Origin of the sequence: Lacimicrobium sp. SS2-24, from assembly GCF_002201535.1 — a bacterium.
Taxonomy (GTDB): Bacteria; Pseudomonadota; Gammaproteobacteria; order Enterobacterales; family Alteromonadaceae; genus Lacimicrobium.
Genome location: NZ_NIWW01000001.1, coordinates 719,298 through 734,700 on the forward strand (window position 1 = coordinate 719,298; position 15,403 = coordinate 734,700).

Genomic DNA, 15,403 nt, shown 5'->3' on the forward strand with positions numbered 1-15,403 from the left:
ACACCTCATGGATTACAAATAGAGCAATGGAATGGATCGGCGAAAGGTTCACTGACCGGCTCAAAGTGACTGGTCTGACAGACGCCACAACGAAAGTAGCGACCTTTGCTCATGGTTGTGGGGGCCTGACATTGCTGACAAGGCAAACCCTGCTCTGCGCTGACAGGCTGATACCCTGGCGTATGACATTGCGGACACAGACGCAACACATGCTCAGCTAGTTGCTGGGCGGCACGGGCAATGGTCTGCATCCGACTGGGACAACAGTGGGCTCTGAAATCCCACTCAGCAAATACCTGATTACCACCTGAGCGGGCCAGACAGGCCACAAACGCCTGCTCCAGTGCTTCGCTGGACCCAATACCGGTAATGGGCTGAGGATCCCGCTCATCGTCGGCACGCAGCACCAGAGCCTGTTCCGGAAAGCCGCTTTGCAGGGCATACTTTTCAAGCTCAGCAAAATCATCTGTAATCAGTGTGGTCACTGACAGCACGGTCTGATGCTGAGCGCTGATGGTCATGTCACGGCTGGCATCAAACCACACCAGGATCTCCGTGTTCAGACATGCCAGACCACCCAATGCCTGCGTATCAAAACTGCCTTCACTGCCGATACCGATGTTCAGACCACTGCGACTCGCCGCCAGACGGGCTTTTCTTTCTGCGGTAGCACGCTGATCTTCCACCCGCGCAATGGTGCGGGTAAAGTTACCCAGTGTGTCCGTATCAAAGTCTTCATCGACGCGCAGCTCCACCGCCAGCACCTTCGCCAGCACAGGTGCAATAACCTGATGTTTCTTGTGTTTGCTCAGCAAGCAGGCAGTGGTCTGATAATAAGGGTGCCCGGTATCTGGCGCGGGTTGTTGCATCAGAAATACCCCTCGCGCTTTTTCTTCTCCATGGAGGCGCTCTGATCTTTGTCCAGCAGCCGCCCTTCCCGCTCACTGGTTTTACTCAACAGCATTTCCTGCACAACCCCGGCCACAGACTGGGCTTTGCTGAGCACGGCGCCGGTCTGGGGGTAACATCCCAGCGTGCGAAAGCGGATCCAGCGGGATTGCAGGGTGCGTTTCTCCTGCTCAGTGAGAAACGGCAGCATGCGGTCATCATCCAGCGCCAGTAAGGTACCGGAGCCATCATCCTGCCAACACATGCGCTGCTCGGCCAGATACAGCGGGACAATATCTATTTGTTCGTTGAGGATATATAACCAGATATCCAGCTCAGTCCAGTTCGACAATGGGAAGATTCGCACTGACTCCCCCGGGCCAATGTGACCATTAAACAGGTGCCATAATTCGGGGCGTTGCTGCTTGGGATCCCACTGATGATGACGATCCCGAAACGAAAAGATGCGTTCCTTGGCCCGCGACTTTTCTTCATCACGGCGTGCGCCGCCCAGCGCCGCATCAAACCCATACTTATCCAGCGCCTGCTTGAGCGCCACGGTTTTCATCTGGTCGTTGTACAACACTGACCCGGACCGAATCGGATGCACGCCATTGGCCAGCGCTTCCTGATTGGTGTGCACCAGTACGTCCAGTTCGTGCTTGTGGGCCAGTTTATCCCTGAAGCTGGCCATTTCAGCAAACTCCCAGGTGGTATCGATATGCAATAACGGAAATGGCACCTTACCCGGGTAAAAGGCCTTGCGGGCCAGATGCAACATCACCGTACTGTCTTTACCAATGGAATAGAACATACAGGGGTTATCAAAACTGGCGGCCATTTCGCGGATAATAAATATGGCTTCGGCCTCCAGTTGCTGAAGGTGTGACATGCGTTGTTCGGGGCTCATACAGACGCCTCCTGGATGCCACTGACAACAGGGTGCCACTTACCGTGCAGGTAGCGACTGGGCTGATGGAGCCCGGCGAACACATACAGCCACTGATTGTCCACCAGCTGTTTAACATGAGCGTGACGTTCAATAATTGTGGCAATCGCCGACTCGGGCGCGTCAATCACTACGCTTAAGCGCAGCGGCTGATGGATCCAGTTATCACCATCATGAATCGACTGCATCGCCAGGCCTGTACGTAAATCACCGCCGTTACCCTCAAACACGCCGATGTTGCCGCCCACCACGTTGTGCAACACCTTATTACCACTGCCATAACGGGGGTTGTCTGTCACTGACGCATAGTACTGAAAATTAATCCAGTGGGTGACCAACATGGGCGCGGTAATAATCTGCTCCAGCAGCGAGTAACCCTCATCCTGGTGATGATCATAATCGTGTAAAAACGCGCGACCATTGAGGTTCATATCACGGGTTTTGAAACGCGGAGCAATGATAAAACTGGCATTATTGGCCAGTCCCCATTCAGGGCGAACCTGCGACCAATCCTGACTGCGCTGCACAAAATTGTGTTGATGAGATTTACCCTTTTCCTGACTCAGCACCTGTCCGGCCGCTGAATGTGAACGTTGCTCCCGGGTCAGCTCAGAGGCACGATCCAGCCAGTCGCGAATAAGCGCCATATCCTGGTTATCGCCAGCATTGAAGAGTTTGACTTCTTCCGTGGTGGTATTGTGCAGCGCCGCCACAAAGTGCGTTGCTTGTGGAATGGTAATACCCTGCCCTTTTAGCGCCTCACGCACCTCGTCATCATTTAACATCCCGGCAAGGGCTTTACTGTTGACCTCACCGGTCTGGCCACCGCAAGCGCCACAATCCAGTCCCGCCGCGTGAGGGTTATTGTGGGTTTCACTGCCATGGCCCACCAGCAACACAGTTTCAGCAAAATCTTTGGTCAGCCCCATACCGGTAAGGATCTGCGCGGCCATTTCTGCCTGTTGCCCGACACTGACCGGCTGTTCGTTATCACAGGACACCAGCTTCAATGGTGCCGTGTTTGAGTCTGCCAATGCTGTGACCGGATGATTGGGCTCCGATGTAGGCACAAAGCTTTGCCGGAATAATTTCAGCGCGTAGGCCGGGCCTGTGGTTTCAACAAACGTAAAGGCACTGGGTGCGGCGTGCTTAAATCGCTGCCATGCCTGGCGAATAGACAAGCGATGATAAACCGGCTTTTTCTCGGCCGACTCCATAATCCGAAAAGCCGGCGTCAATAAGCCCGGAAGCTGTGGGCGGTGGTAATAGCTGCCCTGCGGCTGATAATCCGCGGCCAGGCCGAAGAAACCGGCAAAGCCTTTGGTCTGTATATCCGGGCTGACAGACTCCAGCGAGCGTCGGTAAGGCTCAGAGCGCACATCGATACAAAACACCGCCTGTAATTTGGGCTGCAATGAATCGGCCTGCGCGGGCGCTTTTTTAAGTTCGGCAAACAAACTCTGCTGATAAGACAACTCCAGTGCCTGCTGCCATAACCAGTCATATTCTTGTACACCCAGGTTAAACTGCTCAAAATCTTTCATTTGCTGCTGGCTGAGTAACCATTGCCGATGCAGGCTCTTACTATGGTAATGACGATACAGCACACATTCCCATGCGGCCCGGATAGCCAGTAACTCCTCAAGCACCGTGCTGGATTTGCTCTGACGCTCGGCTTCCTGCTGCTGATATGCACACCAGCTCGCCCAGCCATTAATGCTCAGACTCAGACCGTGCAGATAGGGCAGGTAGCTGTCGGATTGCAAATCCAGCACATCAGGCAGCTGCTGCCACAATTGTGTGTAATCCTCTGGCAAACGGGCAAACTCCTGATGAATATCCGGATCGCCCATTAAAAGACCTATTCCACGGTCATGACGCACTGTCTTTATCCAACTGTTGTACAACCCTTTTTCTGTGGACACTTTCCACTTGGCCTGATGCTGGTCAAAATAGGCCGCACAAAACTGGCTGATCTGATGGGTGATTTCCTCCACCCAGGCAATATTGCGGGTCATGTCCCGGCTGCCATCCACCAGATGTGAAATGAGGCGTGATTCATGGGTATGGCGCTGTGTATTAATGTGCGCCAGCAACTTTTTCAGCGTGACACCGTCATGTGCTGCAGCAACCTGCTGAAGATGACGGTGCGTGATCTCTCCGCGCTCATAACACTGACGGTAGAAATGCCGTGGCATCAACGCCTGCGCGCCACTGCGACTGGCCAGTTGAGCTGCCACCTCTTCAATAGGAAGGTGCGTAAGCTTCCACCAGGGATTAACCGCAATAAACTGATCCAGGGGCCACACCGGAGTGACAGACTGACAAACCTGGCCCACGGCCTTTGCTATGGCATCTTCTGCCGGTGACGAATCATACTGAGGCTGCATTAATAGTCTCCTGTTTTAGCCAGGGATGCCGGAGAATCCACGTGTTTAAGGGCAAAGTCATCTAAGCGTACCGGCCAAATACGCATTGCCTGACGGGTAAACCACTCGTCGAGGTAAAGACCGGCATATAAAAGCGGGTAGAGTTTTTGTGACAGACACCCATGGGGATACACCCTGATCATGACGTAGAGCAGATAGAACAAGGTGAACGTCAGCATTACGCCAATGGCCAGCGGCGCAGAGACGACCGAAGCAGGTGTAATCGCCTCGGTGATATCGGCAAAAAACTGATGCCACAGGGCGTAAAACAGCGCCAGCGTGATCACAACCGGCACCACCATCAGCCTGGCCAGCGCCAGCGGCTGCTTGAGCCCTTCGATGAGGATTACGCACAAGGCAATATTGATAATCCACAACAGGCTCACATAGCCGTAGTTACCCTCCTGCCAGGCGTCGCTCAGGGTGAGCATCACGCCAAACACCGTAAACAGGCTGACCGACACCACAGTCGCCAGCGGCAGATTCGGCTTAATCGGTGGCATGGCCAGGCGGGCACGAATGAAATCGTTAACCGTATTGCCTGCGTTAAGAAAGCAGTACGCTTTATACAGTGAGTGCGCCAGCAAGTGCAGCAATGCCAGGTCGTACGCGCCTAAGCCGCATTCGAGTAACATAAAGCCCATCTGTGCGCAGGTGGACCAGGCCAGCATGACCTTAATACTGATGCGGGTCATCATAATCAGACTGGCAATAATGGCCGTTGCCGAACCGACAATGATAAGCAGGGTATTGGCGTAATCGACCTGCGCCAACATGGGGCTGAAACGAATAATTAAAAAGCCGCCAATGTTCACGATACCGGCGTGCAGCAGCGCCGACACTGGCGTCGGCGCTTCCATAACCTGCAACAACCAGCCATGAAAAGGTAGCTGAGCACACTTGAGAATCGCGACCACGGCCAGCAAGGTGGCGGCCAGGGACAGGTCGGCCGAAGCCAGGTTCGGGGCACTCAACATCGCCGAAATAGACAGGGTATTGAACTCAACACTCAACATGACCACGGCGATCAGCAGCGCCACATCGGCCACACGACTGAGAATGAACTTTTTATGGGCAGCCAGAACAGCCTTAGGGCGATCCGGGTAAAATACCAGCAGTCGATGCAAGGTCAGACTGGATGCCACCCAGCTCAGAAAGAACACCAGAATGTTATCACTGACCACCAGCATACTGATGGTACCCAGGGTCGCAAGAAACCAACGCTGATAATAATGCTGGCGTTTCTCGCCCGCTAAATAGTTGCGAGAAAAGCGCAGTATAATGACACCGATAAAGGTCACCATAACCAGCATCAGTGCGCTGAGCACATCCAGTCTCACCGTTAGCAGGGCGTAGACTGATTCCGGCAATCCCATCAGACCGATAGCGCCGAGCACCGACATGGCAAAGGCCATGGTCACCGTACTTAAGGTGATACGCCAGGCGGTGTGATTCTTGGGTAACAGTAAGGCGCCGAGCAGCAATACAACCGGCGTCGCAAGAAAAAGCAGTGCTGGAACAATGGCCATGTAATCCCCCTTGATTGACGAGTGGATTCTGGCGCCTGTTTCAATTTAAGTAAAATATATATATATTTATAATTCGTTCTCTTTTTCTTATCCATAGGTCAGCCGTGCCCCGTTTAAACTATCACCACCTGTTCTATTTCTGGCGTGTTGCCAAGGGACAGAGCCTGACCCAGGTGGCGCAGCAACTGCACGTGTCACAATCGGCGTTATCGATGCAAATCAAGCAACTCGAAGAACATATGGGGCAAACATTGTTCCGGCGAGAAGGGCGTCAGATGCACCTGACTGAACCCGGACGCATTGCCCTGGAATATGCCGAAGAGATTTTTAACAAAGGCGAAGAGTTGCGGGCTTTTATGCGGGACCACAGCGCCGGCCGTATCCAGCAATTGCGTATCGGCGCTGTCGCGACCTTGTCCCGTAACTTTCTCGAAGCCTTTATCCGCCCGCTGTTACCCCGGGATGATATTAAGCTGAGTTTGCGCTCTGCGAGCCTCGATGAACTGCTGACCGAGCTTGGAGAACACAACCTTGATCTGGTGCTATCCAATGCGCCGGTATTGCCTGACCGGGAAAAGCCGTGGCGCAGCCAACGAATTGCCCGCCAGGCGGTGAGCGTGGTTGGCCATCCGGATAAATCCGCTCAGTATCAGGGTATTGGCGATCTGGCCAGACATCGTTTACTGGTTCCCGGCCCTCATAGTGAAATTCGCATGGCCTTTGAAATGGTGTGTCAGCAATGGCAAATCGAGCCTGAAATCATGGCAGAGGTGGATGATATGGCCATGCTCCGGCTGCTGGCCCGTGATACCCAGTGTCTGGCCATTCTGCCCGGGGTCGTGGTCAAAGACGAGATTCAGCGCGGCGATCTGATTGAGCTGGGCAAGCTCGAAGACGTGCATGAAAATTTCTATGCGGTCACCGTTCGTCGTAAGTTTGAGCTGCCGATCATCAGTGAATTGCTGACCCGCGCTGCAGAAGACATTCTGGCGGTGAGCAGCATCACATAGACTTGTGTCTGGCAGGTAAGACCAAGCCATGGCACTCATTGCAACTGCCTCCTGTTATGGCGCTCTTACAGGTTTTAGTTTGTTCAGCCCCGAAAAAATGTCAGCATAGCGTTACTACCAAAATTGAGGATCTGTTATGCGCACAATACTCCTGGCTCTGCCACTCCTGTTGCTGCTAGGCTGCGACAGCAATGAAGTGGGCGATGTGTCACTGGGGCTTTTTACTACCAAGGACATTAAACTGGATGCCTTTACCGACCCCGTGGTGACCGGCGTCACCTGCCATGTATCCAGTATCGAGGCCAATCTGGACTTTGCGGATCCTTCCGACAGCGCCATCGCCTGTCGTCAGACCGGTCCCATCACCGCGGCCATGATTGCGCAGATTGATAAGACCCCGAGCGGCGAAGTGCTGTTCAGCAAATCCAAAAGCATTTTCTTCAAATCCATGAAGATAAGACGGATATTTGACCCACAGCACCAGACGCTGATGTATGTATCCTATTCCACCAAAGAAACCTCCGGCAGCTTCAAGCACAGTCTGTCGACCGTGCCACTGTGGGGCACCCAGGCCTATAACCAGGTAACGGGCGTGTAATGACAGCTCGGCAAAAAGCCTTGCAACTCAGGGGGAGAGCGCTGAGGTGACGGAATCAATGATTCCACTGGTTTTTCACCCCATTTACAGTCAGTTGTCACTGCCCCACCGGCATCGCTTTCCCATAGAAAAGTACCAGGCAATCCGTGACAGACTGGCTGATTGTGGTGTGCCTGAAAGCTGGTTTTATCAGCCTGAGCCTCTCTGTGAAGAGGATTTAAAAAGTCATTTTCAGGCGGAGTATCTCGGCGGACTGTTAAACGGAGAGCTGGATGCCAAGGCCATGCGCCGCATCGGTTTCCCGTGGTCAGAGCAACTCATAAAACGGACACTGACCGCCGCCGCAGGCACGGTAATGACCGCCAATCTGGCGCTACAACATGGCAAAGCGCTCAACCTGACCGGCGGCTATCATCATGCATTTGCGGATTTTGGCTCTGGCTTTTGCATGGTCAATGACCTCTATCTGGCGGCATTGTCGATGCTCAAACATGACCATATGGATAAGGTGCTGATTGTGGATTGTGATGTACATCAGGGAGATGGAACAGCTAAGTTGTGTGAAAACAATCCGAATATCATTACCCTGTCACTGCATGGCGAGAAAAACTTCCCCCACCGCAAGCAACAATCGGATATGGATTTTCCGCTGGCAAAAGGTACAGCTGATGCAGAATATCTTGATACGCTGGATATGGCACTGAACCTGGCGCTGAACCTGCATCGACCCGATGCGATCATTTATGATGCTGGTGTAGACGTGCATATTAATGATGATCTGGGACACCTGCATATCAGCACGGAGGGTGTGTTCCAGCGCGATAAGCTGGTATTTGACCGTTGTCAGCAGGCAGGCCTGCCTATTGCCGCGGTTATCGGTGGCGGCTATCAACGGAATATCAGTGCCCTGACCGACGTCCACCTGCAGCTATTCAGGGCCGCCGGTGTAGTCGACTGAAAGCCACTTAACTAATTCTTATACTTCCCTTTTTGCCAGTCAGACAGCCCGTATTTATCAAAGGATGTCTACAAATCGCCATTCTTGTGCATGACCTCTATCTCTCACGTCATAAACCTGGTTAGCTACGCTCCTCCTTAGAAACTGCCTCTGAAAAATCGCTATTTTTTTCTGACTTATTAACTGATGTGGATATCCTTCTTCGCTCGTCTCCGATTAATCTTTCAAGAAGATAGTTATCTATCAGGATACTTTTCCCTGATAACGGTCACTGCTAAGAAATAACAGAGGAAACATAATTAAAAAACAAATAAAAACTTTATTATCAGTTACATAAGATTATCTCTGTAGGCATATCGGTCATTTTTTAAGGCCTTACCTATACCTGTGTATGAATGACAGAACACTAAAAATAAAACACCAAGTTTATACTTTAACCTGTTACTTACTGCCGTTTTATTACCCAGAGGCCTGTTAAAATGTTTATCAACAGAAAGAAGTCGTTTATAAACCTGGCATTACTGTCATTGACCTTATCCACTACCTCACTGGCGCTCAGCGCCCAGCCAGACGCACAACAAGTTCGCCCGGCAACCGTTATTTATAAAGTCAGTCCCGATGCAACTGCAAGCGACCTTAAGGGCTTCAACGCCTTATTAAAAAGTCAGGGGTTGGTCTCTGAGAGAACACTGGATGGAAGTCAAATCGTTATCGCAACCTTTGACCATGCCGGTCGAGAAAAAGCGGTTGCCAACATTATCAAGAAAAGCGGCTACGTAACCTTTGCAGAGCCTGATTACAGCCTGCCCCCCATTTTACAACCCAATGACCCGGCTTACTCCAATCAGTGGCATCACAATACCATCAACAGCCAGCAAGCCTGGGACATGACGACCGGCAGTCATAACGTATTGGTTGGCGTGTGTGACACCGGATTTGATGTCAATCACCCGGATCTGTCTGACAACCTCAGAACCGACCTGGCTTACAATGCACATGACGGCTCTGATTATATTTTCGATGCCAATGGTCACGGTACAGGAACCGCCGGTACCTTGGGTGCCGTTGGTAATAATGGAACTGGTGTAGCCGGTGTAAACTGGGATGTAGATATTATCCCGATTCGCATTGCCATCAGCGACTCAAATAGTTCTGCCTATATCTCAACGATGGCGGCCTGTATCGAGTATGCCGCAGACAACGGTGCTCGGGTGGTTAATCTCAGCTATGGTGGGATCCAGTACGCGACCATTGATTCAGCGGCTCAGTACTTACGCTCAAAAAATGGCCTGTTGTTTATGTCCGCTGGCAACGATGGTCAGGAGTTTGCTTCATACCCTGACTACACCAGTTTCGTTGGTGTGGGTGCGACTGATCAGAGTGATAATCGTGCCAGCTTTTCCAGTTGGGGAACATATGTCGATATTACGGCTCCTGGTGTCAGTATTCGTACCACCTATCCGGACAACCGCTATGTGAATTACAGCGGCACTTCATTCTCCTCTCCTGTAGCCGCAGGGGTTGCCGCCCTGATGGTGTCTGCCAATCCGGGTATATCAGTGGAGGAAATCGAAAACGGGATTTTCTCAACCACCACCGACCTTGGCGCAACTGGCGATGACAATGTGTACGGTCATGGCCTGATTAACGCGCAGGCCGCGGTTGAGTATGCGATGAATATCGGCAGCTTCATTGCACCGGTTGCGCAGATTAGCACCAGCAGCGACTCCGTTCCTTATGGTGAAAGTGTCAGCCTGAGCGCAGTAAACTCTTACGACAGTGACGGCAGTATTGTTGCTTACCAATGGCAGCTTGGCGACGGCACGTTCTCTTCACTGCCAGAGTTAACTCATGTCTACACTGAGGCCGGAAATTACCAGGTGAGTCTGACGGTTACAGATAACGACGGACTGACCAGTTCAGCCAGCACAAATATTACCGTCACCAACGACATACCCGTGGCAGTCATCAGCAACATGCCAACCAGTTACAATGCTGGAGAAATCGTCTACTTCAACGGCTCGAGTTCGTATGATAACGACGGCAACATCACTGACTACAGTTGGGAATTTGGCAATGGCGACATGGCCAATGGTGAAGCGGTTGAGTATACCTATACCGCAGCGGGAAACTATTCAGCCATACTCACGGTAACCGATAATGCGGGAGCAATGAGCAGTGCCGAAGTAGCGATCAGTGTAACCGATCCCTTCTCGTTAAATGCACCCGGCAACTTGTCGGCTCAGGTTGAAGGGTTAATAGTTACCCTAAGTTGGACAGATCAAAGTGCCAACGAGTCAAACTTTGTGGTTGAACGAGGCGTGAAATACAGAGGCAAAGTGAGCTTCGAAGCGGTGGCAACACTCAGCGCTGATGCTACAGCTTATACCGACTCGGTGCCGGAAAGCGGACAATATGAGTACCGCGTGAAGGCGGTGAATTCATCCAATGAGGCCACGTCTGAATCCATTATGGTCAAAGTCGATAGCGCTGGCGCTGGCCCTGCCCCAGGAACCATGAACCCGCCTTCTGATTTGCAGGCGCAGCAAAATGGCAACATTGTGAATCTGAGTTGGACAGACAATTCGTCAGATGAACTCGGCTTTTACCTCGAGCGGGGCGAAAAAGTAAAAGGAAAAGTGACCTTTACTCAGATTGCCGTGCTGAGTCAGGGCATCACCTCTTATCCCGATGACATAAGCGCACTGGCCAGCGGCAACTATGCCTATCGTGTCCGGGCTTACAAAGATGGTGAGACATCAGAATACAGTAATACCGTCGAATTACGCATTAAATAGCAGACAAGACCTAATAAGCCCCGTGACGAGTTCTGCTCGCCGGGGCTTTCTTTTTCCCGCCCGTACGTACATCCAACATCGCCTTAGCTTTTAAAACAGTCTCGACAGGCTCTATGGCACTTACACAAAAAGCAGCCAGAGTGCAGCAAATGATCATCACAGGACTGACAGCGAGAGAACAAGCAAATCCAGGTCGCGACGGCCACCTTTTTCACAGCGGTTTCACATCGAGGCCTATAACCTGATGCTGATTCTCATCAACACAGGATTTCTGTTATGCGCATTGCCCCGGTTCTATTGTGTTCAAGTCTTTGTTTTAACGCCTATTCTGCTGAACCCGTCGGTCCAAACAGTTCACCGTCACCTGCTCTGCACCATGCCTCGGCACAACAGGATCTCAAGCAACAGATCCTGTCAGCGATTCATCAGTTTGAACAAACCGATATCAGCCAATGGTCTTATCAGGTGTCGCGCTATGAAAACGAAGAAGGCACAGTTACCAGCAGTCTTGAACGTTTCGATCCTCGCCATGGAGAAGGTAAGAGGTGGACATTACTGCGCACCAATGGACAGGCTCCCACTGAAAAGCAGCAACAGGCGTTTGCGGCAAAAAAGCATGAAAACGAGAAAAAGAACGGCTCCGTCAATCTGACGCTCAAGTTAAATGAATTGATTCAGGTGGACAGCCTGCAACGGGTTTCTGAAGATGAGCAACACCTGCATGCCCAATTCAAAGTTTACCTGAATCAGCTTGGTAAAGAGGCTTCAGAACAGCTGCAAGGTTATCTGGTCTATGACAAGGCCGGTGCCTTTATCAAGCATATAGAAATCGTCAACACGGAGGAATTCTCCCCCATGTTTAGCGCCAGTATCCAGGATATCACCTTATCTCTGCAGTTTATTAAGCGCCATGAGGCCATTCTGACCAAGCAGATTAACCTTAACATGCAGGGCAAGTTTGCATTTTTTACCGAGATTAACGAGGTGTCTACCGATGCCTATTCTGACTATCAATACCACGGTAGTACCGCCCTTGGCGTGCAATGAATCAGGGGTGAAACGTCAGGGTCACCGAGGTACCGGCCTGGCTTTTTACTTCCATACCCCACCCCTGGTGTTCGCATAAGCGTTTTACAATGGACAATCCAAAACCAAATCCGGTGCTGTTTTCACTCTTCACACCCGCTTGCGTGATGGCATGGGAAATCGCCGGCTCAATCCCCGGGCCCGTGTCACTGATAACAAGTTTGCCCTCGCGGAAAATCAGACTCACCCTACCCTGTTCCGTAAAACGAAAGGCATTACTCAGAAGATTGTCCAGCACCACTTTCAGAATGTTTTCATCGCCGCGGATTCTGGTATCACAGCTATCGTCTAAGTCCACCTCTACCGGCTTGTTCGCCAACAACATCCGATTGTCGATAATGGCCCTTTCCAACACTGGCATCAATGCAATCTCCGCCTGTGTCCGATTGGTATGTTCCTCTCTGGCGAGCATCAACAGGGTGTCGACGGTTTTCTCCATTTGCTCCGCAGAATGGTAGATGCGCTCCAGCGCCGCACCATCATTTTGCTTTTGCCGGGACTGACACAACTCAACGGCATTTTTAATCACCGCAAGCGGGGTACGCAACTCATGACTCACATCCCGGGTAAAGCTTTTCTCCCGTGCCAAGGCCTGTGACATACGCAGCAAGGTCTGCTCCAACACCTGAGCCAGTACCCCCACCTCGTTATTGGGAAAGTCTGCAGCGAACTGACGTGGCAGCTTTTCTGGCTCCACGTTCTCTACCAGCTCAGCCAATTGCTTCAGGGGTCGAGTGGTTCGCCTGCCAATAAGCCAGGCAATGGCGCAGGCCAGTGCAGAGACCACTAAACCACTGATGATCAGAAACTGAATCACCCCGCCTCGCATGGGCCGAACCAACAATTGCTCACTCACTTCCGCCACCAGATACACCTCGTCATACTGTGAAAACCGGTGCAGGTGATAGTGACGTCCTTGTTGACCAAAAAATTCTTTTCGCTGTGGCTCTTCCATCGCGATATCACGAAAATCGGCGGGTAACTGCTCCGCGGAAAAGTAAAGCGCCATATTTGCTCTTCGGGGTGCTGGCCACGTACCGTTTTCCTCATACTGCGTATGCAGGTACTGCGCCTCTTCCCGCACACCTTGCTCAATAAAACTGTCTTCCAGGGCATACATCAGAATCATGGAAAATGCCCCGTAGATGGCGCAAATAACCAGGGTAAAAATACAAAACCGCCAGATAATGCGGCGGCTTAAACTGTGAAATCCGGTTTTACTATGGGGCATGGGCTGTCGCTTATTCATTGTCCTGGATATCCAGTGTGAAACCTGCACCAAATACCGTTTTCAAAATGGGATAGGCAAAGGGCTTATCCAAAACGCCTCTTAACTGGTAAATGTGTGAACGCAGGGCATCAGATTGGGTGGGTTCGTCCCCCCACAATTTCTGGCTCAGTTCAGTACGACTGACCACTTGTGGGTAGGCTTCGGCGAGCACCGTCATGATTTTAAAGCCCATAGCGCTGACATCCAGGCGCTGTCCTTCACGAAGGATGTGTTGGCGTTTTCGGTCAATCACCAACGGGCCTAAGGACAGGGAGTCAGAGGTGTGCAGGCGATGGCGTCGGGATAATGCCAGACAGCGCACCTCCAGCTCCTGCAAAGAAAATGGCTTGGTCAGATAATCATCGGCCCCGCTCTGAAAACCGGTGACTTTATCATCCACACTGTCTCTGGCGGTCAGCATCAGAACGGGAATATGCCGGTCAGCTTTATCACGGATCTGTCGGCACACTTCCAGACCATCCATGGTGGGCAGGTTCAGATCCAGAATAATCACATCAAAGTGCGCGCTCAGGGCCAGTTCCAGCCCCTGTTTTCCTTTCATGGCAAAGTCGAACACATGCCCTTTTTGCTCCATATACTCGGCAATGTTTCTGGCAATATTCTGCTCATCTTCGACCAACAGAATATGTAGGCTATTTGACTGGCTCATCCCGTTTCCCCGGCTTGCCGACCTGGCCGCAGTTTACTGCGCCAGAGTGTTTAACATGGTTTTCGCTGGCTCAAAATCCGGGTGGTTGCCCAGAATTTGCTCCAGGGTGCGTTTGCTGGATTCGACATCACCGAGCTGTTGCTGGGTTTTGGCAATTTGTATATCCAGATTTGGGCTGTTGATGGCACCTTGCCCTAACTGCATCAGCGTTAACGCTTTTTTAAGGTCCTCATCAGACTTGGCCACCTTGAGGTAGTAATATCCGTACATACCGACCAACGGCATTTGATATTGATCTGGCGTTGCAGTGAGTTCTCTGGCAGCCGCTGGGTTGCCTGCAAGGATGTTAGCCACTTTCTCAAGGGTCAGATCATCTTTGAATGGCTGCATCGACACAGGAGAGATCCCTAACTGCTCAATCAATGCCTGCGCCACAGCGACGGTAGAGGTCGGGTTTTGTCCTGTGATCAGACGCTCATCAATGGCCACATGCGTTAACATGATATCCGATGACTGAAACTTGCCGCCACGTTCACTTAGCTTGTCTTCGAGCATAAAGTCAAACTCCGGCATCCACTTGCTGCCAAACAGCGTTTCCTCTTCATTGGTAAAACCATTGACCGCTTTACCCGCAATCAGATACTCACCGTTTGCCAGAGTTACATCGACCAGCGCCGCCGGACCGTGGCAGACCGCGGCAACAGTACCCTGCTGTTGATAAATATCCGCAATCAGCTGTTGCAGAGCCCGGTCTTTTGGCAGGTCAAACATCGCCCCTTTGCCACCGATGACAAACACAGCGTCATAATCGGCGGCATTCACCCGCGACGTCGGCAGCGTATTGTTCAGTTTTTCCATGATATCTGCATTTTGCAGTACTTTGGCGTTAAAGTCCGTCTCAGGGTCGTATTTATCTGCTTCGACCTTTCCTCCGGCGGGACTGGCCACATCCACGTCAACACCATGAGCATCGAACACCAGAAAGGCTTTTGCAAACTCATCAAATTCATAGCCCGGGGCTTTTTCTCCCTGCGCTTCACCATGGCTGCTAACCACCATCAGAATTTTTTTACCCTGCTCTGCTGCCCAAACGGGGCTTGCTGAAAACAGCAAACAAAGCAGTATCGCGATAACAATGACAAAACGTTCAATCAGTTTCATTACATATTCTCCTGTTAAAGTGGATACAAGATGCCACGCCGTGCGTGAAACAGTTGT

At 51.6% G+C, this 15,403-nt stretch carries 12 protein-coding genes; 5 read left to right on the forward strand and 7 right to left on the reverse strand.

Annotated features, from left to right (window positions below; genetic code table 11):
* Positions 1–5: 5 nt before the first annotated feature.
* From CCY32_RS03180 to CCY32_RS03195, 4 genes are read right to left on the reverse strand one after another with little or no spacing between them, the layout of a single operon-like run.
* On the reverse strand, positions 6–869 hold the full coding sequence (locus CCY32_RS03180; RefSeq protein WP_088329097.1) for a DUF6671 family protein: 864 nt from the start codon (positions 867–869) through the stop codon (positions 6–8).
* Entirely contained in the window at positions 869–1,798 is a 930-nt protein-coding gene (cysD, locus tag CCY32_RS03185) for a sulfate adenylyltransferase subunit CysD (protein ID WP_088329098.1), read from the reverse strand. Before cysD ends, CCY32_RS03180 begins: the two co-directional genes overlap by 1 nt.
* A complete protein-coding gene (locus tag CCY32_RS03190; protein WP_088329099.1) occupies positions 1,795–4,227 on the reverse strand; it encodes a DUF2309 domain-containing protein in 2,433 nt (810 codons plus the stop codon). Before CCY32_RS03190 ends, cysD begins: the two co-directional genes overlap by 4 nt.
* A complete protein-coding gene (locus tag CCY32_RS03195) occupies positions 4,227–5,795 on the reverse strand; it encodes an NADH-quinone oxidoreductase subunit L (protein ID WP_088329100.1) in 1,569 nt (522 codons plus the stop codon). The genes CCY32_RS03190 and CCY32_RS03195 overlap by 1 nt, the downstream gene beginning before the upstream one ends.
* Positions 5,796–5,899: 104 nt before the next feature.
* Here CCY32_RS03195 and CCY32_RS03200 point away from each other — a divergent pair, with 104 nt between their 5' ends.
* The 5 genes from CCY32_RS03200 to CCY32_RS03220 all read left to right on the forward strand — a co-directional run bounded on the left by CCY32_RS03200 (position 5,900) and on the right by CCY32_RS03220 (position 12,206).
* Positions 5,900–6,805: a LysR family transcriptional regulator gene (locus tag CCY32_RS03200; protein ID WP_088329101.1), complete on the forward strand. Its 906-nt coding sequence runs from the start codon at positions 5,900–5,902 to the stop codon at positions 6,803–6,805.
* Positions 6,806–6,941: 136 nt separating this feature from the next.
* Positions 6,942–7,403: a CreA family protein gene (locus tag CCY32_RS03205; protein WP_088329102.1), complete on the forward strand. Its 462-nt coding sequence runs from the start codon at positions 6,942–6,944 to the stop codon at positions 7,401–7,403.
* Positions 7,404–7,461: 58 nt separating this feature from the next.
* Positions 7,462–8,361, forward strand: a complete 900-nt coding sequence (locus CCY32_RS03210; RefSeq protein ID WP_088329103.1) for a histone deacetylase — start codon at positions 7,462–7,464, stop codon at positions 8,359–8,361.
* Positions 8,362–8,840: 479 nt separating this feature from the next.
* Positions 8,841–11,159 (forward strand): S8 family serine peptidase, encoded by a 2,319-nt coding sequence (locus CCY32_RS03215; protein ID WP_088329104.1) that lies wholly within the window; start codon positions 8,841–8,843, stop codon positions 11,157–11,159.
* A 276-nt stretch (positions 11,160–11,435) separates the two neighbouring features.
* Positions 11,436–12,206 carry a hypothetical protein gene (locus tag CCY32_RS03220; protein ID WP_088329105.1) on the forward strand — a complete coding sequence of 257 codons (771 nt, stop codon included), beginning with the start codon at positions 11,436–11,438 and terminating at the stop codon, positions 12,204–12,206.
* Position 12,207: 1 nt separating this feature from the next.
* Here CCY32_RS03220 and CCY32_RS03225 read toward each other — a convergent pair whose 3' ends face one another.
* Genes CCY32_RS03225 through CCY32_RS03235 form a run of 3 tightly spaced genes read right to left on the reverse strand, consistent with a single transcriptional unit; the run spans position 12,208 to position 15,346 of the window.
* Positions 12,208–13,494 (reverse strand): HAMP domain-containing sensor histidine kinase, encoded by a 1,287-nt coding sequence (locus tag CCY32_RS03225; RefSeq protein WP_246840510.1) that lies wholly within the window; start codon positions 13,492–13,494, stop codon positions 12,208–12,210.
* On the reverse strand, positions 13,487–14,185 hold the full coding sequence (locus CCY32_RS03230; protein ID WP_088329106.1) for a response regulator transcription factor: 699 nt from the start codon (positions 14,183–14,185) through the stop codon (positions 13,487–13,489). Before CCY32_RS03230 ends, CCY32_RS03225 begins: the two co-directional genes overlap by 8 nt.
* A 33-nt stretch (positions 14,186–14,218) precedes the next feature.
* The gene (locus CCY32_RS03235; RefSeq protein ID WP_088329107.1) at positions 14,219–15,346 is read right to left on the reverse strand and encodes a type 1 glutamine amidotransferase domain-containing protein; all 1,128 of its coding nucleotides are present in this window, start codon (positions 15,344–15,346) and stop codon (positions 14,219–14,221) included.
* Between the last annotated feature and the right edge of the window lie 57 nt (positions 15,347–15,403).